Source organism: Winogradskyella eximia, from assembly GCF_003386165.1.
GTDB classification, from domain to species: domain Bacteria; phylum Bacteroidota; class Bacteroidia; order Flavobacteriales; family Flavobacteriaceae; genus Winogradskyella; species Winogradskyella eximia.
In genome coordinates, this window is the sequence record NZ_QRDV01000001.1 from 1260296 (window position 1) to 1285026 (window position 24731).

Here is a 24731-nt window from a genome sequence, read left to right on the forward strand (position 1 = left end):
ATTAGTTTATCAGTTCTAGAACAGGGTATTCCTTTATTGTATTACAAACAGCTATGGCTCTAAAATCGAATTATAACACTTAAGATGCATTAGTTTGGTGTTATAGTATGAATTATACGGCAGTTACAGGTTAATTGCAGAAGTTATAAAGTTTAGAATATTGATGAATGCGTATAAAAAAAGAGCTCCTATAATAGGAGCTCTTTGTAATATTAAAACTTACTTAATTCTTAGTTACTTAAAACTCTAAATTCAGTACGTCTGTTTCTTTGGTGTTGTGCTTCTGAACAATCAGAACCATTAGAACATCTGTTTGTTAATCTAGTCTCACCATATCCTTTTGCAGATAATCTGCTTCTTGAGATACCTTTAGATACTAAATAGTTTACGACAGAATTAGCTCTCTGTTGAGATAAAGATTGGTTAAAATCATCATTACCTCTAGCATCTGTATGAGACATAATTTCAATACTTACGTTAGAATCCGTTAAGATTGGTAATAAAGTTTCGTCAATAGTCTTTTTAGAAGCAGGTGTCAATCTTGCACTACCTAATTCATAAAATACAGGTAATACGTTTGGATCTAATAACTCACAATCAACTTCTTCCCAAGTAGTAATACCACCTTTTTTGTCTAAAACAGTTCTTGTTACAGTTTGGTACTGTGCAGCAATAGTATTTGTAGTTGTAGAAGCAGGAGTTGCTATTACTTTTCTTTTGATAGTTTTGTACTCAGCAGGAATTTGTATTTCATCCATTCTTGCAGGAGTCTTAATAACACGTTTTGTGTAAGTGGTAGTTTTTTCTGATACAGGAACAGCATTTGTGCTAGCGTCTGAAGATAAAGTTGTAAAACTTACATCTCTAGATTGTGCAGGATACTCAACGAAACATGCAGCAACACAATCATCTTTATTTACTGAAGGACAATCTTCTAATACTTTATATTCCCAACCAGAAGTTTGAGGGTGAACTTCAAAAGTTCTTGAGTCATTACCAAAACTAGCTGGTATAACTTTTAAATCTGTACGTCCTTCTTGATTTACGTAAGGCACTTCAACATTTTCGTATGTAGCTGGTACGTAAACAAATTTCTTTGTAGCTTCTTTTACTAATACACTTTCTTCTACAGTTTTGTAAGTTGCAGGAATAACTTGTAAAGTAGTGTAAGCAGGATACGTTTGTATTGTTTCTTCTACTTCTTTAAAAGAATCTTTAGTGATACATTTTACGTAACACTTTCCTGGTTCTGGGTTGGTTGGTAAACCTTGTGCTTGCGAAAATCCAATTCCTGCAATAAAGCATACCAATAATAATAGTTTTTGTTTCATGGTTAAAAAAATTAATTTGTTAATAGATTATATCTTGTGGTAAGAAAATTTAATGCCTTACATCTTATTAGAGACAATAATTTAAGATAGGTCACATTAACTTTTTATTAAGACTTGTATTGAGGGAATATTTTAAGCTAAAAGAAGCCTTAATAGTAGATAAATAAAGAGGTGTGTAGTTTAGTGTGAAAAATTAGAATTTAAAATAATTTTTATTTCTAAGTAAAAAAACGGACTAAGAATGGTGAATTTTAAGAGAAAATAACAGTTTTATTATTAAAAACCATCACCTTTCTATCTGCATGAAGTTTTATAGCATTAGATAATACGATTTTTTCCAAATCGCGTCCTTTTGCAATAAGATCTTTAATTGAGTGTGTGTGTGATACGTGAGCAACATCTTGTTGTATTATCGGACCAGCATCAAGCTCTTCAGTAATGTAATGACTTGTAGCACCAATAATTTTCACACCTCGTTTGTAAGCAGAATGATAAGGTTTAGCACCAACAAAGGCAGGCAAAAATGAATGGTGAATATTAATTATTTTATTTGGGTATTTATCAATCAATGTTTCAGAAACAATTTGCATGTATCGCGCTAAGACGATAAAATCAATACCATGTACTTCAAGCAATTTTAGTTGCTCTTGTTCAGCTTCCTGTTTTGTTGCTTTGGTTACAGGTACATGGTAAAAAGGAATATTAAAATTGTCAGCAATTGGTTTTAAGTCGAGATGATTACTTAATATAAAAGGAATTTCAAGATGTAATTCACCTGAATTGTATCGACCTAAAATATCATACAAACAGTGGTCATACTTAGAAATGAACAATGCCATTTTAGGTTTTCTTTCAGCTGCGAAAATTTTCCAATCGAGTTTAAATTTGTCTGCTAAAGTCGTATTGAATAGTTGTTTAAACGCTTCCAGTGAAAATGAATGAGATCCAAATTCACATTCTAAACGCATGAAAAAGATGTTTTGTTCTCTATCGACGTGTTGATCTATGTAAACAATATTACCATCATTTGAAGCCATGAAATTAGTGACTGAAGCAATGATATTTGGTTGATCTTCACAATGAATAAGTAACGTAATTTTCTGCATAAAACTAAACTTGAATGTATTGTTAAAAGTAATTAAAAATGTTAGCGATACTGAGATTTTTCAAGTTTTAGATATTTATCGATTATTGCATTAATTTTTTGAATATTCCTTAAATTTGCCACTCAAATAAGCTAGATTTTTAAGAATGGAACAAGTTGCACCTTATAAACCAAAATATAAAGTACGTATAGTAACAGCTGCATCGCTCTTTGATGGGCATGATGCTGCTATAAATATTATGCGTCGTATAATACAATCTACAGGAGTAGAAGTGATTCACCTAGGTCACGATAGAAGTGTAGAGGAAGTTGTGAATACGGCGATTCAAGAAGATGCAAATGCGATTGCATTAACCTCTTACCAAGGTGGTCATAACGAGTATTTTAAATATATGTATGATTTGCTCAATGAAAAAGGAGCTGGTCATATCAAAATCTTTGGAGGTGGAGGTGGAGTTATTCTCCCTGAAGAAATTAAAGAATTAATGGATTATGGAATTACCAGAATCTATTCTCCAGATGATGGAAGAGCACTTGGTTTACAAGGTATGATTAATGATTTAGTACAACAATCCGATTTTGCCATTGGTGATACACTAAGTAACGAAGTAGATATGCTTCCTACTAAAAACCCAAGAGCAATTGCTAGAGTCATTTCTTCAGCAGAAAATTTCCCGGAAGTTGCAAAAGCGACATTAGACAAAATTCATATTAAAAATAAAACGTCTAAAACACCAGTTTTAGGTATCACAGGAACAGGTGGAGCTGGTAAATCCAGTTTAGTCGATGAGCTAGTGCGTCGTTTTTTAATCGATTTTCCAGAAAAAACCATTGGTTTAGTCTCAGTGGATCCTTCTAAGCGTAAAACAGGAGGAGCACTTTTAGGGGATCGTATTCGTATGAATGCGATTAACAACTCAAGAGTGTATATGCGTAGTTTAGCAACACGTCAGTCTAACTTAGCCTTATCAAAATACGTAAACGAAGCTATTGAAGTTTTAAAAGCTGCAGAATATGATTTAATCATATTAGAAACGTCTGGTATTGGTCAGTCTGATACTGAAATTATAGAACATTCAGACGTGGCATTATACGTTATGACTCCAGAATTTGGTGCAGCGACACAACTTGAAAAAATCGATATGTTAGATTTTGCAGATTTGGTAGCTATTAATAAGTTTGATAAACGTGGTTCTTTAGATGCGTTGCGTGATGTGAAAAAGCAATACATGCGTAACAATAATCTTTGGGATGTGCATCAAGACGATTTGCCTGTTTATGGTACCATAGCTTCACAATTCAACGATCCAGGAATGAATACGCTTTATAAAGCCATTATGGATAAATTGGTAGAAAAGGCAGACTCAGAATTAAAATCGACTTTCGAAATTTCTAAAGAAATGAGCGAGAAGATTTTTGTGATTCCACCATCAAGAACACGCTATTTATCTGAAATTGCTGAGAATAATCGCGCGTACGATAAAACAGCAGATGCGCAAGTTGAAGTTGCCCAACGTTTATACGGTATTTTTAAAACATTAGAATCTGTTTTAGAGGCAACTCCAGAATTAGATAAAGCAGGAATTGCTTCAGAATCTATCTCGGAGAATGACGGTAATGAAGATTTTGTAAAACTTTTAGTTAGCGAATTCGACCGTGTAAAGTTAAACTTAGATCCTTACAATTGGGAAGTTATTACAGGTTGGGATGAAAAAGTAAACAAATACAAAAATCCAATTTATAGCTTTAAGGTAAGAGATAAAGAAATAAAAATAGAAACACATTCTGAGTCGTTATCGCATTTACAAATTCCACGAGTTGCCTTACCAAAGTATCAAGCTTGGGGAGATTTATTACGTTGGACATTGCAAGAAAACGTACCAGGAGAATTTCCATATACTTCAGGATTATATCCTTTTAAACGTACAGGCGAAGATCCAGCACGTATGTTTGCAGGAGAAGGTGGACCAGAACGTACCAACAGACGTTTTCACTATGTAAGTGCAGGTTTACCAGCAAAACGTTTATCTACCGCTTTTGATAGTGTAACGCTTTACGGAAATGATCCCGATTTAAGACCAGATATTTATGGTAAAATTGGTAATGCAGGTGTTAGTATTTGTTGTTTAGATGATGCTAAAAAACTATATTCTGGTTTTGATTTAGCAAATGTAATGACATCGGTAAGTATGACTATTAATGGTCCTGCGCCAATGTTACTAGGCTTTTTTATGAATGCTGCCATAGATCAACAATGTGAGTTTTACATTAAAGAAAATGGTTTAGAAAAAGAAGTTGAAGCAAAAATTACTAAGCTTTATAAAGGTAAAGAACGACCATCTTATAATGGTGAGTTACCAGAAGGAAACAATGGTTTAGGTTTAATGCTGTTAGGTGTTACAGGAGATCAAGTATTACCATCAGATGTGTATGCCGAGATTAAAAAGAATACGATTGCTCAAGTTAGAGGAACCGTTCAAGCAGATATTTTAAAAGAAGATCAAGCACAAAACACATGTATATTCTCTACAGAATTTGCGTTGCGTTTAATGGGAGATGTTCAAGAGTATTTTATTGAGAATAACGTACGTAACTTCTATTCGGTATCAATTTCTGGATACCATATTGCAGAAGCAGGAGCAAACCCGATTACACAATTAGCGTTGACGTTATCTAATGGTTTCACTTACGTGGAATATTATTTAAGTCGTGGAATGGACATCAATAAATTTGGTCCAAACTTATCATTCTTTTTCTCAAACGGAATCGATCCAGAATATGCTGTAATTGGTCGTGTGGCACGTAAAATTTGGGCAAAAGCCATGAAGCACAAATATGGTGCAAATGCAAGAGCACAAATGTTGAAATATCATATTCAAACGTCTGGACGTAGTTTACACGCTCAAGAAATTGACTTTAATGATATTCGTACAACGCTTCAAGCTTTATACGCTATTTATGATAACTGTAACTCATTGCACACTAACGCGTATGATGAAGCTATTACAACACCAACTGAAGAATCGGTTAGACGTGCAATGGCAATTCAATTAATTATAAATAAAGAACTAGGATTAAATAAAAACGAAAATCCAATCCAAGGGTCTTTTATTATTGAAGAATTAACCGATTTAGTAGAAGACGCAGTTTTACAAGAATTTGACAGAATTACAGAAAGAGGTGGTGTTTTGGGTGCCATGGAAACGATGTACCAACGTAGTAAAATACAAGAAGAAAGTTTATACTACGAAACGTTGAAACATAACGGGAAATTCCCAATTATTGGTGTAAATACCTTCTTAAGTAGTAAAGGGTCACCAACGGTTATTCCTGCGGAAGTGATTAGAGCCACTGAAGAAGAGAAACAATTTCAGATTAAAACGTTAGCGAACCTTCATGAAGCAAATGATACAACAGCATTGTTGAAAGATTTACAACAACGTGCCATAAACAACGAAAATATTTTTGAAGCTTTAATGGAAGTTTGTAAAGTATGTAGTTTAGGAGAAATTACGTCATCTTTATTTGAGGTAGGAGGACAGTATCGCAGAAATATGTAAGCAGAGAACCACTATTTGTCATTCATAGTGTAGTGAAGCATCTCAAATTAAATAGAATAACTAAAAGCGTTTCAAAATGAAACGCTTTTTTTACATCAACAAATAAAATAACATGTCGATAAAACACACTTTTAAAGCCACTGTTAACTGGGAAATCAATGATGGCGAAAGCACGCAAAACCCAAGAACCTTCAGTAGAAATCATGAGGTGATAATAGACAACAAAGCAACACCATTAAATGTTTCTGCAGCAAAAACCTTTAGAGGTGATGATAGTTTATACAATCCAGAAGATTTATTATTATCCGCTTTAACATCGTGCCACATGATGTCTTACTTATACGTTTGTTCTCAAAACAATATAGAAGTATTAAGCTATACAGATGATGCTGAAGGTGATTTAAAAGTCAATGTTTCAGGTAGTGGTAGTTTTAAAACAGTACGATTAAAACCTGTTGTAACCATAAAGGATATTAATCAAAAAGAATTAGCGCTGAGTTTACATAAAGAAGCAAACAGCTTATGCTTTATAGCCAATTCTTGCAACTTTCCAATTACTCACAAAGCACTGATATTGGTTAAATAGTTCAGCTTCAATAAATATTCTCATCTTTTTTGCATCTTTTTTAGGATTATCTCGTCTATTATATGAACATAAAAAATAGATGTCATGAAAAATAAAGAATGTACTTGTAACTGTGAAGGTTGCTCAAAAGGAAATTGTCAAAATTGTACATGTGATAATTGTACATGTACAAATTGCAATTGTTAAATTAGTGTTAGTTCGGATGCAAAGTTTTGTGTCCGAACTAATTTTAATTACTTTAGAATATGACTACGAAAGATGTTTGGGGAATTTATGCAGAAGACATAAGACGCTTTATTTTAAGTAAAGTAAAGAATCCTGTGATTACGGAAGATATTCTTCAGGAAACTTTTATTAAAGTACACACGAAGTTACATACCTTAAAAGATGAAAATAAGCTAAAACCATGGCTGTTTTCCATTGCGCGCTATACTATTTTGGATTACTTCAGAATGAATAAAAAAGAAATTCCGGTAGAAGATTTAGAAATAGAATCAGAACCAGAACCTAAAGAGCATTCCGAGCAAGATTGCCTTAGAGGTATTATAAAAAGCTTGCCTAAAAAATATAGAGACCCTTTGTTTTTGTATGATATAAAGGGCTTAAAACAACAAGAGGTTGCTAATCAATTACACTTATCCTTACCAACGGTAAAATCTCAAATTCAACGTGCTAGAAAACAGATAGCGCAAGGATTTATGGATTGCTGTGGCTTTAAAATGAACGAAGACGGCCATTTAGTTGGAGAAATACAAGAGAAAGCCGACTGTAAAGTTTGTCAATAATAGTATCTTTGAAACTTCTATAGCTAAATTGTTAATCAAGCTATATTTATAAACAGTAAGATGTCTTTCAAAAAACTACACCCTTTATTAAAAGAATCCTTAGAAAACGCAGGATTTGAAACTTCAAATGCATTTCAGAAAAAAGTATTACCCACTTTAAAAGGTGGTTCAGATGCTTATGTGATTGCACCAAAAGGAAGTGGTAAGACTACAGCATTAATTATAGCAACTATTCATAAATTAAGAGCAGAAGCTTTTGAAGATTCACCACGAGCTATCATTACTGTAAAAGATAAAGCGGATGCTTTAGCTTTAAAAGATGAATTTGAGCGTTTTACAAAAAATACAGATTTAAGAGTTTATGCGCTTTATGATGAATATGATATTGAAAAGCAAAAAACAGAAGTCTATTACGGACAAGATATTGTAATAGCGACACCTTCGCGATTAAGTAAACTCTATTTTCTTAATGGAATTCATTTAGGGGAAGTTCAATTATTTGTTATTAAGGATGCAGATTATTTAGGTCGTAACAATGCTTATAATCATATATTACGACTTTCTGAAAGTGTTACTAAATGTCAGTTCTTAATTATTGCAGATGCAATGAATTCTAAAATTCAGAATTATCAGAATAATTTTATGAGTAATGCCCACATTATAAAGTAATAATAATGGCTTATAAAGTCATCATCATCCAATGGTGCTTTAATTTTCTGAATTTTCTTAATTCACCTCTAAGAATAGGCAAATAATCTCTACCATTACTATTGGCCATTTCTAATCTCTTGCAATTTCTGTATAATCGCGTTGTTAAACGATCTAAACTTTCGAAATACTTATTTTTTTTATCAGAACAGCTTTCTTGTTCTGCATTAATAATTTGAGGTGCAAGATTTGTAGATTGTTGGATAATGTCGCCAGTGAAATAAATATGCGGATCTTCTGAGCCATCTGCATTTAAATACTTTAAATCCTGATTTAAATACGTTGAGATGCTTCGGGAAAGCACAAGGATGTCCATAGCCTTCTGGTAAACAGGTAATTCTGAAAAATGCAATGGTAGGTTATAGTTCATAATTTTAATAGCAACGTTCACGAAGTTAAACCCAAAAATTCAATTCGTACTTTAATGTTTAAAGTTATTCTGTATATTTACTTTAATATTTATGTAATTATAGCTTATTTTCTTTAAATGAAAATCGATGAATTAAACTGGAAGATTTTAAAGTGTCTTCAAAATAATGCACGTATGTCTAATGCAGAAATTGGTAGACAGGTTGGGATAACATCACCTGCGGTTTCTGAGCGCATAAAAAAAATGGAGGATGCTGAAATTATTCAGGGTTATACCACATTTATATCTCCTTTTGAAGTTGGTTACCAACTAAAGGCATTAATAACTTTACGCGCGTTTATGGGAATGCTAAAGCCGTTTTTAGAAAAAGTAAAAACATATGACGAAGTGGTTAATTGTTACCGAATTACAGGAAACGAAAATATAGTAATGGAAGTGGTTTTAAAAAATCAAAAACATTTAGAATCGTTTATAGATCAATTAATTAGCTTTGGTGAAACTAAAACACAAATTGTGTTGTCTCATGTTGTAAAACATAGTGAAATAAAGGCTTTAGAGTAATTTCATAACTTTTAGTTGAAAACATGTGTCTTCAATATTATTCAATTTACTCTCCAAGGTGGATTCTTTCTATTCTCTCCAGCGTGATAAATGATAATATGATTGCCATTAGGGTCGTTAAGATGTGCTTCGTTCCATAGCCAAGGTTGTTCTAAGATTTCAGTATTAAAAATAATTCCTTTTTGTTTCAGCGTATTTACTGTTTTTGAAAGATTCTCTACTTCAAAATATAAGGTTATTTTATTACCTGTGGGTAAGTCTTCAACTCTATGAATAGAAAATGTTGAATCACCATTAGAACATTCAAAACGCACATATTTTGGTAAAGCATTTACAATTAAATTGAAACCGAGGGCTCTGTAAAATACTACTGATTTTTCAACTTCTAAAGATGAGATTGTAATTTGATTTAAATTCATTATAGGTTATTTTTTATGCGTTTTTGCAACCAAATAGACAAAATAACAGCTATTAAACTGTATGATCCAGTGATTATCCAATTTATAGTGTAGCCATAATTTTCAATAATATCCATTCCTATTTTTGGGCCAACAATAAATGCAAGCGCAAAAGACATGGTGTATAGCGCCATATAACTGCCTTCACTCCCTTTTTTTGCTCTACTTAAAGCAAATGCATTAGTGTATGGGAAGCCAATCATTTCTGCAAAGGTGAGTAGTATAATATTTATGATGAGTATACCAGCCCAAACATCAAATAATAGAACAAAATAACTAAGCGCAAATAATATTGAGCTAAATAATATGAGCCTTGTATTAGGTACTTTTTTAGCTTCCAAATAAGCAATAAGTGGCATTTCAAAAATTACAATTAGAGCTCCATTTATAAACATAATTAAGCCTGTTTGTAATTCTGTTAAGCCATATTTATCAAAATGATAAATAGGCATTGATGTAATTAATTGAAAGAATGATAAGGCGATTAAAAAACTAATAGTAAAAAAAATTAGAAATGATTTGTCTTTTAAAGCTGCGTTTTTGTTTTGCTGGTTAATTAATTTTTCTTCAATGGATACCTTTTTAACGGTTTCTTTTATTAAAAACTTGAATAATAATATGGCTAAAATACAAGTGATACCATCAATCCAAAATAAAAGCGAATAACCATCAAGTCCAATGATTAATCCAGCGATGATTGGTCCAAAAGCCATTCCTAGATTTATAGCTAATCGTAGTAATGTAAGCGAGCGTGTTTGATTCTCAGGTTTGCTATAAGTTTTAAGTGAAACAAATAATGCAGGTCTAAAGGTGTCTGCAATACTCATAAGTACTAATATGCCTATACATAAACCAAGAAATGATGTAATGTATTGTAAAATAATAAAGCCAAATCCGGTAAAAAGTAAACTATAAAACATCACTTTGTAGAATCCAATCTGATCTGTTAGTTTACCACCTAGCCATGAGCCAATTAGTGAGCCGATTCCAAAGAACATTAAAATTGTACCAGCATCTGGTATTGAAAATTCTAGGTTTTCTTTAAGGTATTTAGATAAGAATGGTATTACCATGGTACCAGCTCTATTTATTAGAGTAATAAGTGCTAGTAACCAAACTTCCTTTGAGAGTCCTTTAAAGTTATTTATATAGTTAGTATATATTTTTTTCATTTTGGTGGTTGGTATAAATATAAAAAGTCCGACGGTTAGGTCGGACTTTTAAATATTGTTTAATAGTATATGTGAATAGTTACAATAGATAATGCGTCCGAATTACTTCCCAAGAAATAACGGTAGTTTGCTTTGTATATCTAGTAACTTTTAACATCGTTTTTATTTTATTACTTACTCAAAGCTACAATAAAATTTGATATGTTGTATTTTTGGGATTAAAATTTATTGAAAATGAAGAATTTATTGTTACTTTTTTTAGTGGTGTTTTCGTTTAGTTGTGCACAACACAATGAAAAGACTACAGAAGAAACTCCATTTCAGAAAACTATGAATGATGAATTTAAGGATGCTTCAAAATCTCCTTTAAAAGCTAAAGATTTAAAAACTTTTGAGGGTTTAGACTTCTTTCCTTATGATTCCGTTTTTGTTGTAAAAGCTTCATTAAAACGCTTACCAGATACAGAATGGTTTAACATGAAAACAACAACTGATCGCTTATCTAAAGAGCGTGTTTTTGGTATATTAACTTTTGAGCTGAAAGGAAAATCTTTTGAATTGAATGTATATCAAGGCCAAGAACTTATGCAAAAAGAGGGTTTTGAAAATTATTTGTTTTTGCCTTTTCTAGATAACACCAATGGAACTTTAACTTATGGTGGTGGACGATATATAGATTTAGAGATTCCTGACGGAGATACTATAGAAATTGATTTCAATTCTGCTTATAATCCTTATTGCGCCTATAATGAGAAATATTCTTGCCCAATAGTTCCTAGAGAAAATTATATTGACATAGATGTTGAAGCCGGAATAAAGGCTTTTAATAAATAGGTTTTATTCTTCTGAGATCAACATAATTGCTTAGTAAATAGGCATAAAAAAGCCTGAACATTACTGTAATGTTCAGGCTTTTTTTATGTTTTAGATTTTATTTATAAATTAAATCCAAGAGTTACTACAAAATCTGTATAATTTGTTTCAATAGACGCTGCATCTGTAAGTCCAACATTATATAATTGATAATTGGTATCTCGTGTTGCTTGGCTAAAAGCAAGATCTAAATTAATACTACCAAAATTATAACCAATACCTAAAGAGTACCCTGTTAAATCCCCATAAAAATCAGTGTCTTTATATGGGCTTTCTTCAAAACGATAACCACCTCTAAAGCTAATTTGCTTATAGCGATATTCGCCACCTAATCTAATGGTGGCTGCTGAGGTTAATCTGTCGTTAATGTCGTTATTTATGGCAGAAAAATAGGCGTCAGAAGTCGGTTTAAATTTTGTATTACTATAATCTTTCATTGAATAATCAAGACTCAATAAACCACGCTTTCCAAAGACATAAGCTAAACTTCCTGTAATTTTAGCAGGAGTTTGTAATTTGTATTCTTCGTATACGTTAATGACATTTGGGTTAATAACTTGATTAATGTTTTGTCCGTCTTCTATTCTATTAGTTGATAAATACTGAGATGTTTCATCCGAAACTCTATACCATGTAGGTGAGTTGTAAGACAATCCAACTCTTAATTCTTCAGTAATTTTTGCAATACCTCCTAATTGAAGAGAGAATCCAGTACCTGTTGTAAGTAAATTATTTTCAAAATTGACATTAGTTACTGTAGAGCTTACATTTGAATTTCTTTCATTTAAAAATGTAGAGCGTTCATAATTTATAAAATGTGAATTTAGATTCAGTCCAAAATAAAATTTATCGTTGTAGCTAGTGGCAAAGTTAAATGCTAATTTGCCATTGTAACCTGTGCTTGCATAAGCAAAGCGTTGGTTGTAATCGCCACCGTTTATGTTAGAGGTGTAATTTGTATTTTCATCGGTATCTTCTAATGGGTTAATAATATAACCTTCGTATCCTAAAAAAGCTTGTTGATTTTGAAAACCAAATAGCGAGCCAATTTCTGAATAAGCTTGTGATATCGATTCTCCAGGTAAGGCAGAAATTTCATCTAGTCTTAATCCTTGAGCATTCAATCTAAAATAATCACCAATAGAATTGTTTGGGTTAGTTCCATTTGCAACCCAGTCATCATCAAAATTCCCAGAGCTATCATATGCTACACTCAATGAGAATTTTTTCCAAAGTGAATTTGAATTCATATTATCAAAAACAAAAACAGCTCCTAATTGATTTAAATCTACGTTCAAGTCTGAAGAAGAATTGATACCTCCAAAGTAGTTAATATCGTTACTCTTGTTATATAAGCCTAATGAAACTGATGCATGACTGTTGTTAAAGATAGCAGAACCTGCCGGATTGATGTTAACACTAGACATATCGCCTCCTAAGGCTCCAAAAGCACCACTCATAGCCTTAAAACGTGCAGTACCTTGTATTTCATCCATAGAATATCTAACTGCATCCGTAATGTCTTGTGCTAAAATAAAAGATGAGCTTACTAAGCCTATGCATAGCATAAGTAATTTTTTCATAAGTAAAGTTTTTTTAATTTGGAATTATTTTTAAAGTCTAACCTCTTCCTCGTCTGCTACTGCTAGATGAACTACTTCTAGTACTACTGCTACTAGATCTAGAACTTCCTGAAGATCTTACACTGCTAGATGAAGATCTTGAGCTACTAGAACTAGAACGCGTGGTTCCACTTGATCTTGTACTTCTTGTTGGTGAAGTTGACCTAGTACTATTAGAAGATCTAGTTGTAGATGGTCTGGTAATTCTAGTATTAGATCTTGTAGTACGCGTTGTTGGAGTGGTAGCTCTTGTATTTCTAATTGTTCTTGTTGGATTATTAGATCTAAGAGATGTATTTCTAGTGTTTCTAGATATACTTGATGAATTCGACAATCTACTTGTTGAATAATTTCGTCTTGATGATAATGCAGAATTACTTCTACTACGGCTCAAATTATTATTGTAAAGTAAGGATCCTCTTCTAGAATTGCTGTAAGCATATCTACTTGTGTTTCTATAATACCCATTATTGTAGTAACCGTTATTCCAGCCCCAATTGTTGTAGCCGTAACCGTAGCCATAGCCGTAATTCCATGGTGAGTTATAACCATAAAATCCGCCATATGCCCAATGATTGTTCCAGCCCCAATTGTTCCAACCCCAAGGTCTTCCCCAGCCGTAGTAATTATAACCTCCATAGTACATCCAAGGGCTGTTATAACCATACCAACCATTATCTATGTAATTTATAGTTATAGTGTTATTGTCTTGTCCCCAACCACCATATGCTGGTCGTTGTTCTAAAGTATCCGTAGCTTGTTCTACATAGTTACCTTCATAAGAATCTATATCTGTAAATATTTCGCTTTCTTCTTTTATAGCATCTACTTCTGCAGAATTCTCTGCGAAATAGTTTTTATAATAGTTAGAATCATTAGTAGAAGTCGTTACTACAGTTTCATCAGTTTCGTAATCTTCAGTAGAATAGATACCATCATTATCGTATCCTGAATACTGAAACGAACCACAAGAAGTTAACACGGCGGCTAAACCGATTGCAACAAAAAATGGCAATTTTTGAATTAAAATAGTTTTAAATTGCATATCTCTTTTATTTTATTGTTGAACATAGCAAAAATAGTTAGTTTTGCTGAACTATTTATTACATTTAACATAAGCACAATATTTGTGCCAAAACACTGAAAATGAGCAAAAATCTTACGAGTAGAGCTGAAGATTATTCAAAATGGTATAATGAATTGGTTGTAAAGGCTAATTTAGCAGAGAATTCTGCCGTTAGAGGTTGTATGGTAATTAAACCATATGGCTATGCTATTTGGGAAAAAATGCAGGCTGAATTAGATAGAATGTTTAAAGAGACAGGTCATGAGAATGCCTATTTTCCATTATTTGTGCCGAAAAGTTTATTTGAAGCAGAAGAGAAGAATGCGGAGGGTTTTGCTAAAGAGTGTGCTGTTGTTACGCATTATAGATTGCAAAATGACCCTGATAATCCTGGGAAATTACGTGTTGATCCTGAAGCCAAATTAGAAGAAGAACTTGTAGTTAGACCAACAAGTGAAGCGATAATATGGAACACTTATAAAGGATGGATTCAAAGTTATAGAGATTTACCTATTTTAATAAATCAATGGGCTAACGTAGTACGTTGGGAAATGCGTACACGTTTATTTTTACGTACAGCAGAGTTTTTATGGCAAGAAGGTCATACTGCACACGCAACAAAAGCTGAGGCTTTGGTTGAAGCAGAACAAATGAATGATGTGTATGCCAAATTTGCAGAAAATTTTATGGCTATGCCTGTCATTAAAGGTGTTAAAACAGAGAGTGAGCGCTTTGCTGGTGCTCTAGATACGTATTGTATTGAAGCCTTAATGCAAGATGGAAAAGCGCTTCAAGCAGGTACTTCTCACTTTTTAGGTCAAAATTTCGCAAAAGCTTTTGATGTTAAGTTCACCAATAATGAAGGTAAGTTAGATTATGTTTGGGCAACGTCTTGGGGAGTTTCTACACGATTAATGGGAGCATTGATTATGACTCATAGTGATGATAAAGGTTTGGTTTTACCACCAAATTTGGCGCCATTTCAAGTGGTTATTGTTCCTATTTATAAGAATGATGAACAGTTTGAAGCAATAACGGAGAAAGCAGAAAGTATAATTAAAGAACTTAAAGCATTAAACATAAGTTGTAAGTTTGATAAAAGAACAACTCATAGACCAGGTGCTAAATTTGCACAGCATGAATTACAAGGTGTGCCTTTGAGAATTGCAATAGGACCAAAGGATTTAGAAAATAATACTATTGAATTAGCAAGACGAGATACGTTAACAAAAGAAATTGTTCAAATAGATGAACTAACGTCTACAATAAAAGATCTTTTAAAAGTTATTCAAGATGAATTATTTAATAAAGCCTTAATTTATAGAGATGATCACATTACTGAGGTAAATGATTTTGAAACATTTAAAAAAGTTTTAGAAACAAAAACAGGCTTTATTTCAGCGCATTGGGATGGAACAGCTGAGACTGAACAAAAGATAAAGGAACTAACAAAGGCAACGATTAGATGCATCCCTATGAACAATAAGCAAGAAGATGGTGTATGTGTTTATAGTGGAAAACCATCATTGCAAAGAGTGCTTTTTGCAAAGGCATATTAAATTTTTTTAAAAAAAATTAATAAGGTTGTTGCACAATTTAAAAATAGTTGTATTTTTGCATCCGCAATGGAAACGTTGTAGGTTCATTTAAATAATTTAATAACCAAAATGGCCCGTTCGTCTATCGGCTAGGACGCATGGTTTTCATCCATGTAAGAGGGGTTCGATTCCCCTACGGGCTACAATTTTTAATAAGAAAAAAATATAATGGCAAATCATAAGTCAGCTTTAAAAAGAATAAGAAGTAACGAAAAGAGACGTGTACTTAATAAGTATCATCATAAAACAACTCGTAACGCTATAAAGAAGTTACGTGAAATTACTGATGCAAATGAAGCTCAGAAAATGTTACCATCTATTATTAGTATGGTAGATAAGTTAGCTAAAAAGAATATTATTCATGCTAACAAAGCTGGTAACTTAAAGTCACAGTTAACTAAATATGTTGCTTCAATATAATTGTAGTTTCTATTAAAATATTTAAAGTCTTTCCGAAAGGAAAGACTTTTTTTTGTTAATGAAATTTGAATTGTGAAATGATCATATTTTTTTTGAAATTTTAGAATAACCCAGTAATCTCTCCACTATCGCTTATGTCTATACCTTCTGAGGCAGGATGTGCTGGCAAACCAGGCATTCTCATAATATCTCCAGTAATAGGTATCAAAAAGCCAGCTCCAGAAGCAATTTCAATTTCTCTAACGGTAATAGTAAAGTTTCTAGGTCGTCCTAGAAGCTTCGGATTATCTGATAAAGATTTTTCAGTTTTTGCAACACAAATAGCTAATTGATCTAAGCCAAGGTTTTTAATACGTTTTAGTTGACGTTTAGCATTTGAGGTATATTCTACATGGTCAGCACCATATATCTTTTGTGATATCGTTTCTATTTTAGACTCTATTGTGTCTTCCCATTTATATAAAGGCTCAAAATTAGTTTTATTAGATTCAACGACTTCAATGACTTTCTTAGCCAATTCAATAGCTCCTTCGCCACCTTTAGCCCATACATCTGCAACAGCAACGCTTATGTTTTTAGTTTTAGCAAAGTCTTTTATCAATTGTATTTCTTTAATACTATCAGATTCAAATTTGTTAATTGCAATTATTGGAGTAAGCCCAAATTGCTGTATGTTTTCAATGTGTTTTTCTAGATTTGGAAGTCCTTTTTCTAAAGCTTCCAAATTAGTAATAGTTAATGATTTTAAATCAGCACCTCCATGATATTTTAATGCTCTAATTGTTGTTGTGAGTACTACAGCTTTAGGAGAGATATCTGTACTTTGGCATTTAATATCTAAAAATTTTTCTGCACCTAGGTCACAACCAAATCCAGCTTCCGTGACAGTATAATCTGAAAATGTCATTCCCATTAATGTGCCAATTACAGAGTTAGTGCCTTGAGCTATGTTTGCAAAAGGCCCTCCATGAATAATAGCAGGATTCCCTTCAATCGTTTGTACCAAATTTGGTTTTATTGCATGTTGTAATAAGGCTGCCATTGCTCCAGCTACTTTTAGATCTTTAGCGTAAATGGGTTGGTTAGAAAATGTATAACCTATAAAAATATTACCGATGCGTTTTTTTAAATCACTTAAATCTTTAGAAATACAAAGAATTGCCATGATTTCTGATGCAGCTGTAATATCAAAACCTGTTTCTCTGGGTACGCCAGAATTAGTTCCACCTAATCCAACAATAATTTTTCTTAAAGCTCTATCATTTACATCAAATACGCGTTTCCAGGTAACTGTTCTGGGATCAATTCCTAAAGAGTTTGTTTTACTCTGAATATTATTGTCAATTATTGCTGCAAGTAAATTATTAGCTTTCTCAATAGCCGAAAAGTCACCAGTAAAATGTAAATTAATATCCTCTAACGGCAAGACTTGTGCATATCCTCCTCCTGTTGCACCTCCTTTTATTCCAAATACAGGACCTAATGAAGGCTCTCTTAGTACAACAGTAGTTTTTTTACTCAATCTATTTAGAGCTTCAGATAATCCAATTGAGATGGTTGTTTTACCTTCTCCGGCAGGAGTAGGTGATGTTGCAGATACCAAAATAAGATTGCTAAGGTCTGCTTTAGTTTTATCAATGCAGGAAATAGGGATTTTAGCTTTATGTTTTCCATACATTTCTATAAGTTCAGGATTTATTCCGAATTTTTCAGCTATTTCCGTAATTGGTTTTAGTATTACCTTTTTTGCAATTTGAAGATCTGTCATAATAGAAAGAAATAATAGTTTATCTCTCAAATTTAGAAGAAAAATAGTGTTCTAATTGTGATTTTTGTCATGTGTAAAATTGTATTTCAACTCTTTTATGACTTAATGAGTTAAAGATTGTAACTTTGCAATAAATTTTTAAAGATGCACAAAGCTGGTTTTGTAAATATTATTGGTAACCCTAACGTAGGTAAGTCTACGTTGATGAATGCATTTATAGGTGAGAAATTGTCTATAATTACATCTAAAGCACAAACTACAAGACACCGAATTTTAGGTATTGTAAATGGTGAAGATTTTCAGGTGATATTAAGTGATACACCAGGAATAATAAAGCCAGCATACGAACTGCAAGAATCTATGATGGATTTTGTGAAGTCTGCCTTTGATGATGCAGATGTATTGATTTATATGGTAGAAATAGGTGAGAAGGAGCTTAAAGATGAAGCATTTTTTAATAAAATTACCAATTCAAAGATTCCAGTGCTATTATTATTAAATAAGATTGACACATCCAATCAAGAACAATTAGAGGAGCAATCAGAATTATGGCAAAGTAAAGTACCTAATGCTGAATTTTTTCCTATTTCTGCCACAGAGGGATTTAATGTTCAAAATGTATTTGATAGAATTATAGAGTTATTACCAGAATCTCCTGCATTTTACCCTAAAGATCAATTAACTGATAAACCAGAACGTTTTTTTGTTAATGAAGCGATAAGAGAAAAAATCTTAATTCACTATAAAAAAGAGATTCCTTATGCTGTTGAGGTTGATACTGAAGAATTTTTTGAAGAAGAAAATATCATCAGAATGAGATCGGTTATAATGGTAGAGCGCGAAACCCAAAAAGGAATTATTATAGGGCATAAAGGTTCTGCTTTAAAGCGTGTTGGAGTTGAAGCGCGTAAAGATTTAGAAAAGTTTTTTGGAAAACAAGTACACTTAGAACTATATGTTAAAGTAAATAAGAACTGGAGAAGTAATCAGAACCAATTAAAACGTTTTGGTTACAATCAACGATAAACTCTAATTGTTTCTTTCATAAAGGCATGTAGTTTGTGCATTTCTGGCATGCCTTTAGATCTACCAATTCTTCCTGAAAAGTACAATACAAACCAAATTATTATCATCAATAGCGTTAGAAATAGTTGTATAGAGTAAGCACTTCCTAATGTTGCATTTGTATATGCCCAAATTCCGAAACCAAAAGATAAACCTGCAACTATAAAGTGTAAAAACATAAACATGGTCCAAACCGTCGGATTTGGTCCAAATAAGCCATTCACAATACATTTGTTATGATCTTCGCTGTTAATCTCTAAATGTAACTGAGGTGACCAAAAGTGTTGATTTTTTTTGGGGAATTTAATAAAAACATGATCGTCAATCCTCGAGACTATAAATTCAGTTTGGCTAGATTTTGTTTGTTCAAAACCCTCTAACAATGTTTCGTTACTTGCTGCGACTTCAAACTTGAAGCGTGGTCTTAAAACAATGTCATTAGAAAGGGCCATAATTAATTAGGGTATAAGTAAGCTCCCTTATTTTAGAATAAGGAATTCACAGCGCCTATTAATTGAAAATTCTGTTTCTGTACAGTCATCACCACATGGTACTAATGGTTTAGTTTCACCATATCCTTTTGAGGTTAATCTCGATCTTGATATACCATTCTCTACCATATATTCTAATGTAGCTTGTGCTCTTTTCTGTGATAATTCTAAATTAAATTCAAAACCAGCTCTAGAATCAGTATGTGCTCCTAATTGAATTTCCATACGTGGATACTTTGTAAGCAATGCCACTAATACATCTAAAGTTTTTGCTGCTTGAGGTCTTATGTCCCATTTTGCAAAATCAAAATAAATATTTTCTAATTCAATATAAGTGTTACCTTCTTCATCATCCGTTACTATTTCTTCAGCGTCTTTATAAGATTCAATTTCTAGCTCAATATTAAATTCTATATTGCCCTTGTCATTAGTGTCAAAAAATTCGATTTGAGGAATATATTTTGGTTGAAAACCTTCAACAGAATACTTCTGATTAGGCTTCGTAGTTAATTGATATTTTCCGTCTTCTCCTACGAGTTGTTCTGCAATGACATTACCATCTTCATCAAATAGAGTTACTGTAGTATTAGGTAATATTTCACCTGTTACTTTATCTGTAACTAATCCTTCAATAGTATAAGTTCTTTCATTTTCAATACGTTTAAAGGTATAGATGTTATCTTCTCCAGTTCTATTAGATGATAAGAATCCTGTGTTTAGAGAGTCTATAACTACAAATGCGAAATCATCTTTTTCTGTATTTATTGATTCCCCTAAATTGAGGGCATCTAAGTATTTTGAGTTTTTATAACTGCTAGAAAATAAATCTAAACCACCAAATCCAATTTTACCATTAGAAGCAAAATATAGCGTACTGTCTTTTGCTACAAATGGAAATTGTTCTCTACGGATAGTATTAATGTTTTTACCAAGATTTACAGGTTCACCAAAAGAATTAGTGTCTAAGATATCTACGTAGAAAATATCAAAAGATCCTAATGTGTTTGGCATATCACTAGAAAAATAGAGTCTTGTTTCATCACTATTTAAAGCAGGATGCATTGTAGAGTAGGTGTCACTTGAAAAAGGGACAGGTTCAATATTTGTCCATTCGTCATCAACTAATTCAGCTTTAAAAATGCTTACTACCGCAATTTTTGTGGAATCTAAATCGATACGTTTTTTTAGATTTCTAGAAAAATACATGGTTTTACCATCTTTGGTAAACACAGCATTACTTTCATGTTGTTTAGACGTATTTATTTTTTTGTTAAATGGTTCTATACTATCTAATGTTATAGAATTTCCAACGGTAACTTTACCTTCATATAAATCTAAATAGGGTTTACTATTCCATTCATAATTTGGGTTTTTTAAGTTTTTTGTTGAAGCAAATGTAATTTTATCACCATAAATACCCACACCAAAATTAGAACCTCCTATATCTTCAGTTAGGTTTATGAGTTCATATTCGTATGGAATAATACGCTTTAATAGAGATTTAAAACTTTTGGTATTAATTGGATTGTTTAAATGAAGAGTTGAAATTTCATCGGATTCTTCATATTTTCTAATTCCTTTTAATACATCAAAATACTTGAAATAAAAGTCTTCACTAAGTTCTGTATTATCTTTTAAATCGTAAACTTGTTTATAGGCTTGATAAGCTCTATCGAATTCAGAATTATAATAATAGCAGTCTCCTAACTTTTCTAAGTTAACAGCTGTTTTAGGAAGTTCAGAATAAATCTCTGCAGCTTCAACATACGCTCTGTTTTCATATAAGGCATCAGCTTTACTAGATTGTGAAAAACAAAGATTCCCTGTTGTTATTACAGCAAATAAGATATATAGTTTAAACGTTTTCATTTGTCTTTAATTAGAAAAATCTTGGTGATTTGTCGTAGCCTTTTCCGAGTTTGCCAATGTTAAATAATAGCATTATTTCGTGAGATCCAGAATTAAATCGACCTAAATTAGAAATTGTATGGTCATATGCATAACCAATACGAATAGCGTCTGTCATAGAAAAATTAACCATACCACTATAAGAATCATCAAAGCGATAACCTGCACCTAGTTCTACTAGATCATTAATTAAAACATTAGCATTTAAATCTATAGATAAGCGTGCTCCATTGACATGCTTGGCCATAAACGAATGTTTAAATTTAAAAGTATCACTTAGATCTATAACATAGCCACCTGTAAAAAAGTAGTGTATATTTTCAGAACCTTGAGATACAACACCACTATCTTCCTCTAGATGTTTTGTTTCTAAAAGATTTGGTGCTGAAAAACCTAAATAATAATGATCTGAAAAAAAGTATAAACCTGCTCCTATATTAGGAAATGTTTTACTTATGTTTTCAGCGAATGCTGGATCCTCATTTATTGGATCTGAATAAACAAAACCATCAAAATTTGTATTGAAAATAGTAGCACCAGCTTTAACTCCAAAAGATAATTTTGTATTAGTACCAACGGGAAGTACATAGGCAATATCTGCAAAAGCACTTGTTTGTTTAACTACATCTCCTATTTCATCATGTACTACAGATAATCCTCCTTCTAAGCGGCTTGTAATGGTAGAATGTACAAAGTATGTACCTGTGGTAGGCCCTCCAACAGCCTTAGCCCATTGATTACGGTAAAGCAAACCAATGTTCATCATTGTATTATCGTCTGTAGCATATGCAGGATTTATAACACTCATATTATACATATATTGAGTGTATTGCGGATCTTGCTGTGCATGCGATAATAACCCTATAGTTAGAGTTGTTATAGCAATGAAATATTTTATTAGCTTATCTATCATTTTGATTTGTCGTAATTATCTACTTAAATAAACTCTACCTTGTACAGGCTCTGTCTCTCCATCATTAAATTCTATAATATAAAAATAGACTCCTACAGGTAAAATGGTACTGTTATTTTTCCATGTACCGTCCCATTGAGGTGTATTTTTATTTCCTTCGTAAAGAATGTTTCCATAGCGATTATAGACACTAACTTTATAGTTTGGATAAAGGTCTTCTAAAAATAGAATGTCAAAAACATCATTTATACCATCATTATTTGGTGAAAATCCATCAGGTATAACAAGGTCTCCTATACACTCTATAAAACTGACAGTCGCTTCTAAACGAATTTCGCTCTCACAACCAAATGCAGATCTAATAGAAGCATAATAAATAGTATCTTCTTCTAATATTTCATTATTGTTATAAGCCGTTCCATCTGTTAATTGATCGTACCATATAACTATTTCACCATCTTCATAATTAACATTTGTTATATTATTAGATAAATCGCTTATTGTTGAATTATCTTCTAAACAAAACTCCGTACCATTGTCAATCAAAATTGGTGTAGGAATTTTTTCTACCACTATTTTAACAGGATCTATACCAGTAGTTATAGCACTACAACTCTGTCCAAGAACAAATAATTGTGAAAGGGTAACCATCGTAATACCAGGGTTTTCAAGTAAAGTTTGAGGAATAGTAAATGTTGCATTTCCACCTGAAATCGAAATCGCTACAGTATTTACTGAGACATTAGACTCAGAAAGTTGATATACAATTGAGTAATCTCCATCTGGTAATTGATTAGCACCTGTAATGTCAATTATAGCATCTTCTAAGCCTACACAAATTACATTATTATCCATAGACATTGTAAGACCTGTAACATCTGGAAGATCTAGTATGGTAACCGTAACGTTTGCAGAAACCGTAATATTACATTCTGTTGAAGTTACAGAGTATGTATAGATACCATCATCATCTATGGTTGGGTCAAAAATTCCTGATCCACTAGTTAAAGCAGGAGACCAAGTACCTCCAATGTCTGGATTTCCTTCAAGGCTTTCAAATAAATTAATAGTATTAGTTTCATCTATACATAGAAGAGCTGTACCATCTGTTCCTGCATTTGGTAATTCAGTAATTGAAACTTCGATTGATGCTGTAGCTTGTGGACAACTAGATGCACTATCAGAAACGGTATAAGTATACGTACCTGCCGCATCTATTGTTGGATCAAATATTCCTGTTCCACTATTAAGTGTAGGAGACCAAGTTCCATTGATATCTGGAGTTCCTTCTAAACTTTCAAATAAATTGATAGCAGTCGCATTACTGCATAATTCAATAGAGGTGCCAGTACCAGCATCATTAGGATTAGAAGTTGAAACTGTGACTTCCGCAGAACTTGTTCCACAAGAATTACTTATAGTATACGTATAAGTACCAACAGTATCTGTATTAGGATCAAATATCCCAGTTCCACTAGTTAATGTTGGAGACCATGTTCCTCCTGTATCAGGTGAGTCTAATAAGGCATCGAATAAATTAGCTGTTACGGTTGCGTCACTTAAACATATATCTAATAATCCATCAGTTCCAGCATTTGGTGCTTGCAAAACCGAAACTGTTACTGTTGCAGAATCATCAGGACATGCTGGTGATGAGCTAGAAACTGTATAAGTATAAATTCCAGGAAGATCTATTGTTGGATCAAACATGCCTGTTGTACTTGTTAAAGCAGGAGACCATGTTCCTCCAATATCTGGAGTTCCTCCTAGACTATTGAATAAGTCTACAGGCATATCAGTACTACAAAGTTCAAGATTACCATTATCTCCTGCATCGCTATTGTTAGTTGAAATAGTGATAGTGGCAGAGCTACTACCACATGAATTACTTACAGTATAAGTGTAAACGTCAGCAGTATCAGTACTAGGATCATAAATGTTTGTACCACTACTAAGTGCCGGTGACCAAACACCTCCTGTTTCTGGTGTTCCGGTTAGAGTATCAAATAAATTAACCGTATTTGTAGAATCGCATAAATTTAGTGTTCCGTTGCTACCAGCATCAGGTGCTTGTAAAACCGAAACCGTTACTGTTGCAGAATTATCAGGACATGCTGGTGATGAGCTAGAAACTGTATAAGTATAAATTCCAGGAATATCTATTGCTGGATCAAACATGCCAGTTGTACTTGTTAAAGCAGGAGACCATGTTCCTCCCATATCTGGAGTTCCTCCTAGACTATTGAATAAGTCTACAGGCATATCAGTACTACAAAGTTCAAGATTACCATTATCTCCTGCATCGCTATTGTTAGTTGAAATAGTGATAGTGGCAGAGCTACTACCACATGAATTACTTACAGTATAAGTA

At 32.6% G+C, this 24731-nt stretch carries 21 protein-coding genes and 1 tRNA gene; 10 read left to right on the plus strand and 12 right to left on the minus strand.

The window, feature by feature from the left end:
- Positions 1-230: 230 nt before the first annotated feature.
- Both DFQ10_RS05285 and purU read right to left on the minus strand, forming a co-directional pair.
- Positions 231-1331, minus strand: coding sequence for an OmpA family protein (locus tag DFQ10_RS05285; RefSeq protein WP_115816309.1), 1101 nt, complete (start codon positions 1329-1331; stop codon positions 231-233).
- 251 nt (positions 1332-1582) lie between these two features.
- On the minus strand, positions 1583-2437 hold the full coding sequence (gene purU / locus DFQ10_RS05290; protein ID WP_115816310.1) for a formyltetrahydrofolate deformylase: 855 nt from the start codon (positions 2435-2437) through the stop codon (positions 1583-1585).
- A 145-nt stretch (positions 2438-2582) separates the two neighbouring features.
- Between purU and DFQ10_RS05295 the strand changes: the two genes are divergently transcribed.
- The 4 genes from DFQ10_RS05295 (at position 2583) to DFQ10_RS05310 (ending at position 8036) form a co-directional block, all read left to right on the plus strand.
- Positions 2583-5996 (plus strand): methylmalonyl-CoA mutase family protein, encoded by a 3414-nt coding sequence (locus DFQ10_RS05295; RefSeq protein WP_115816311.1) that lies wholly within the window; start codon positions 2583-2585, stop codon positions 5994-5996.
- A gap of 112 nt (positions 5997-6108) precedes the next feature.
- The gene (locus DFQ10_RS05300; RefSeq protein ID WP_115816312.1) at positions 6109-6582 is read left to right on the plus strand and encodes an OsmC family protein; all 474 of its coding nucleotides are present in this window, start codon (positions 6109-6111) and stop codon (positions 6580-6582) included.
- Between the two features lie 245 nt (positions 6583-6827).
- On the plus strand, positions 6828-7367 hold the full coding sequence (locus DFQ10_RS05305; RefSeq protein ID WP_115816313.1) for a sigma-70 family RNA polymerase sigma factor: 540 nt from the start codon (positions 6828-6830) through the stop codon (positions 7365-7367).
- 60 nt (positions 7368-7427) lie between these two features.
- Positions 7428-8036 carry a DEAD/DEAH box helicase gene (locus DFQ10_RS05310; protein ID WP_115816314.1) on the plus strand — a complete coding sequence of 203 codons (609 nt, stop codon included), beginning with the start codon at positions 7428-7430 and terminating at the stop codon, positions 8034-8036.
- Positions 8037-8046: 10 nt separating this feature from the next.
- Here the strand turns inward: DFQ10_RS05310 and DFQ10_RS05315 are convergent, their stop codons facing one another.
- On the minus strand, positions 8047-8445 hold the full coding sequence (locus tag DFQ10_RS05315; protein WP_115816315.1) for a hypothetical protein: 399 nt from the start codon (positions 8443-8445) through the stop codon (positions 8047-8049).
- A gap of 117 nt (positions 8446-8562) precedes the next feature.
- On the opposite strand from DFQ10_RS05315, the gene DFQ10_RS05320 reads away from it, so the two are divergent.
- A complete protein-coding gene (locus DFQ10_RS05320) occupies positions 8563-9006 on the plus strand; it encodes an Lrp/AsnC family transcriptional regulator (RefSeq protein WP_115816316.1) in 444 nt (147 codons plus the stop codon).
- A 41-nt stretch (positions 9007-9047) separates the two neighbouring features.
- On the opposite strand, the gene DFQ10_RS05325 is transcribed toward DFQ10_RS05320, so the two are convergent.
- Together DFQ10_RS05325 and DFQ10_RS05330 are read right to left on the minus strand one after the other, a co-directional pair.
- On the minus strand, positions 9048-9425 hold the full coding sequence (locus tag DFQ10_RS05325) for a VOC family protein (RefSeq protein WP_115816317.1): 378 nt from the start codon (positions 9423-9425) through the stop codon (positions 9048-9050).
- A complete protein-coding gene (locus tag DFQ10_RS05330) occupies positions 9425-10636 on the minus strand; it encodes an MFS transporter (RefSeq protein WP_115816318.1) in 1212 nt (403 codons plus the stop codon). Before DFQ10_RS05330 ends, DFQ10_RS05325 begins: the two co-directional genes overlap by 1 nt.
- Before the next feature lie 234 nt (positions 10637-10870).
- Between DFQ10_RS05330 and DFQ10_RS05335 the strand changes: the two genes are divergently transcribed.
- Positions 10871-11470: a DUF1684 domain-containing protein gene (locus DFQ10_RS05335; RefSeq protein ID WP_115816319.1), complete on the plus strand. Its 600-nt coding sequence runs from the start codon at positions 10871-10873 to the stop codon at positions 11468-11470.
- Between the two features lie 101 nt (positions 11471-11571).
- Here the strand turns inward: DFQ10_RS05335 and DFQ10_RS05340 are convergent, their stop codons facing one another.
- Together DFQ10_RS05340 and DFQ10_RS05345 are read right to left on the minus strand one after the other, a co-directional pair.
- A complete protein-coding gene (locus tag DFQ10_RS05340; protein ID WP_115816320.1) occupies positions 11572-13092 on the minus strand; it encodes an OmpP1/FadL family transporter in 1521 nt (506 codons plus the stop codon).
- Between the two features lie 37 nt (positions 13093-13129).
- A complete protein-coding gene (locus DFQ10_RS05345; RefSeq protein ID WP_115816321.1) occupies positions 13130-14176 on the minus strand; it encodes a hypothetical protein in 1047 nt (348 codons plus the stop codon).
- A 101-nt stretch (positions 14177-14277) separates the two neighbouring features.
- Between DFQ10_RS05345 and proS the strand changes: the two genes are divergently transcribed.
- The 3 genes from proS (at position 14278) to rpsT (ending at position 16215) form a co-directional block, all read left to right on the plus strand.
- Entirely contained in the window at positions 14278-15756 is a 1479-nt protein-coding gene (gene proS / locus DFQ10_RS05350; protein WP_115816322.1) for a proline--tRNA ligase, read from the plus strand.
- 110 nt (positions 15757-15866) lie between these two features.
- Positions 15867-15938: transfer RNA gene (locus tag DFQ10_RS05355), tRNA-Glu, on the plus strand.
- Positions 15939-15963: 25 nt separating this feature from the next.
- Positions 15964-16215, plus strand: a complete 252-nt coding sequence (rpsT, locus tag DFQ10_RS05360; RefSeq protein WP_115816323.1) for a 30S ribosomal protein S20 — start codon at positions 15964-15966, stop codon at positions 16213-16215.
- 100 nt (positions 16216-16315) lie between these two features.
- Here the strand turns inward: rpsT and DFQ10_RS05365 are convergent, their stop codons facing one another.
- Positions 16316-17983, minus strand: a complete 1668-nt coding sequence (locus tag DFQ10_RS05365) for a formate--tetrahydrofolate ligase (RefSeq protein ID WP_181897589.1) — start codon at positions 17981-17983, stop codon at positions 16316-16318.
- A gap of 144 nt (positions 17984-18127) precedes the next feature.
- On the opposite strand from DFQ10_RS05365, the gene era reads away from it, so the two are divergent.
- Positions 18128-19009 carry a GTPase Era gene (gene era / locus DFQ10_RS05370; RefSeq protein ID WP_115816324.1) on the plus strand — a complete coding sequence of 294 codons (882 nt, stop codon included), beginning with the start codon at positions 18128-18130 and terminating at the stop codon, positions 19007-19009.
- On the opposite strand, the gene DFQ10_RS05375 is transcribed toward era, so the two are convergent.
- The 4 genes from DFQ10_RS05375 to DFQ10_RS05390 all read right to left on the minus strand — a co-directional run.
- Complete coding sequence (locus DFQ10_RS05375; RefSeq protein ID WP_115816325.1) at positions 19000-19500, minus strand: GTP-binding protein; 501 nt, start codon at positions 19498-19500, stop codon at positions 19000-19002. The two genes, era and DFQ10_RS05375, sit on opposite strands and share 10 nt — an antisense overlap.
- Positions 19501-19527: 27 nt before the next feature.
- A complete protein-coding gene (locus tag DFQ10_RS05380) occupies positions 19528-21408 on the minus strand; it encodes an OmpA family protein (protein ID WP_115816326.1) in 1881 nt (626 codons plus the stop codon).
- 10 nt (positions 21409-21418) lie between these two features.
- Positions 21419-22360: a PorP/SprF family type IX secretion system membrane protein gene (locus tag DFQ10_RS05385; protein ID WP_115816327.1), complete on the minus strand. Its 942-nt coding sequence runs from the start codon at positions 22358-22360 to the stop codon at positions 21419-21421.
- 15 nt (positions 22361-22375) lie between these two features.
- The coding region (locus DFQ10_RS05390) for a gliding motility-associated C-terminal domain-containing protein (RefSeq protein ID WP_147299175.1) at positions 22376-24731 on the minus strand (2356 nt) is incomplete at its 5' end.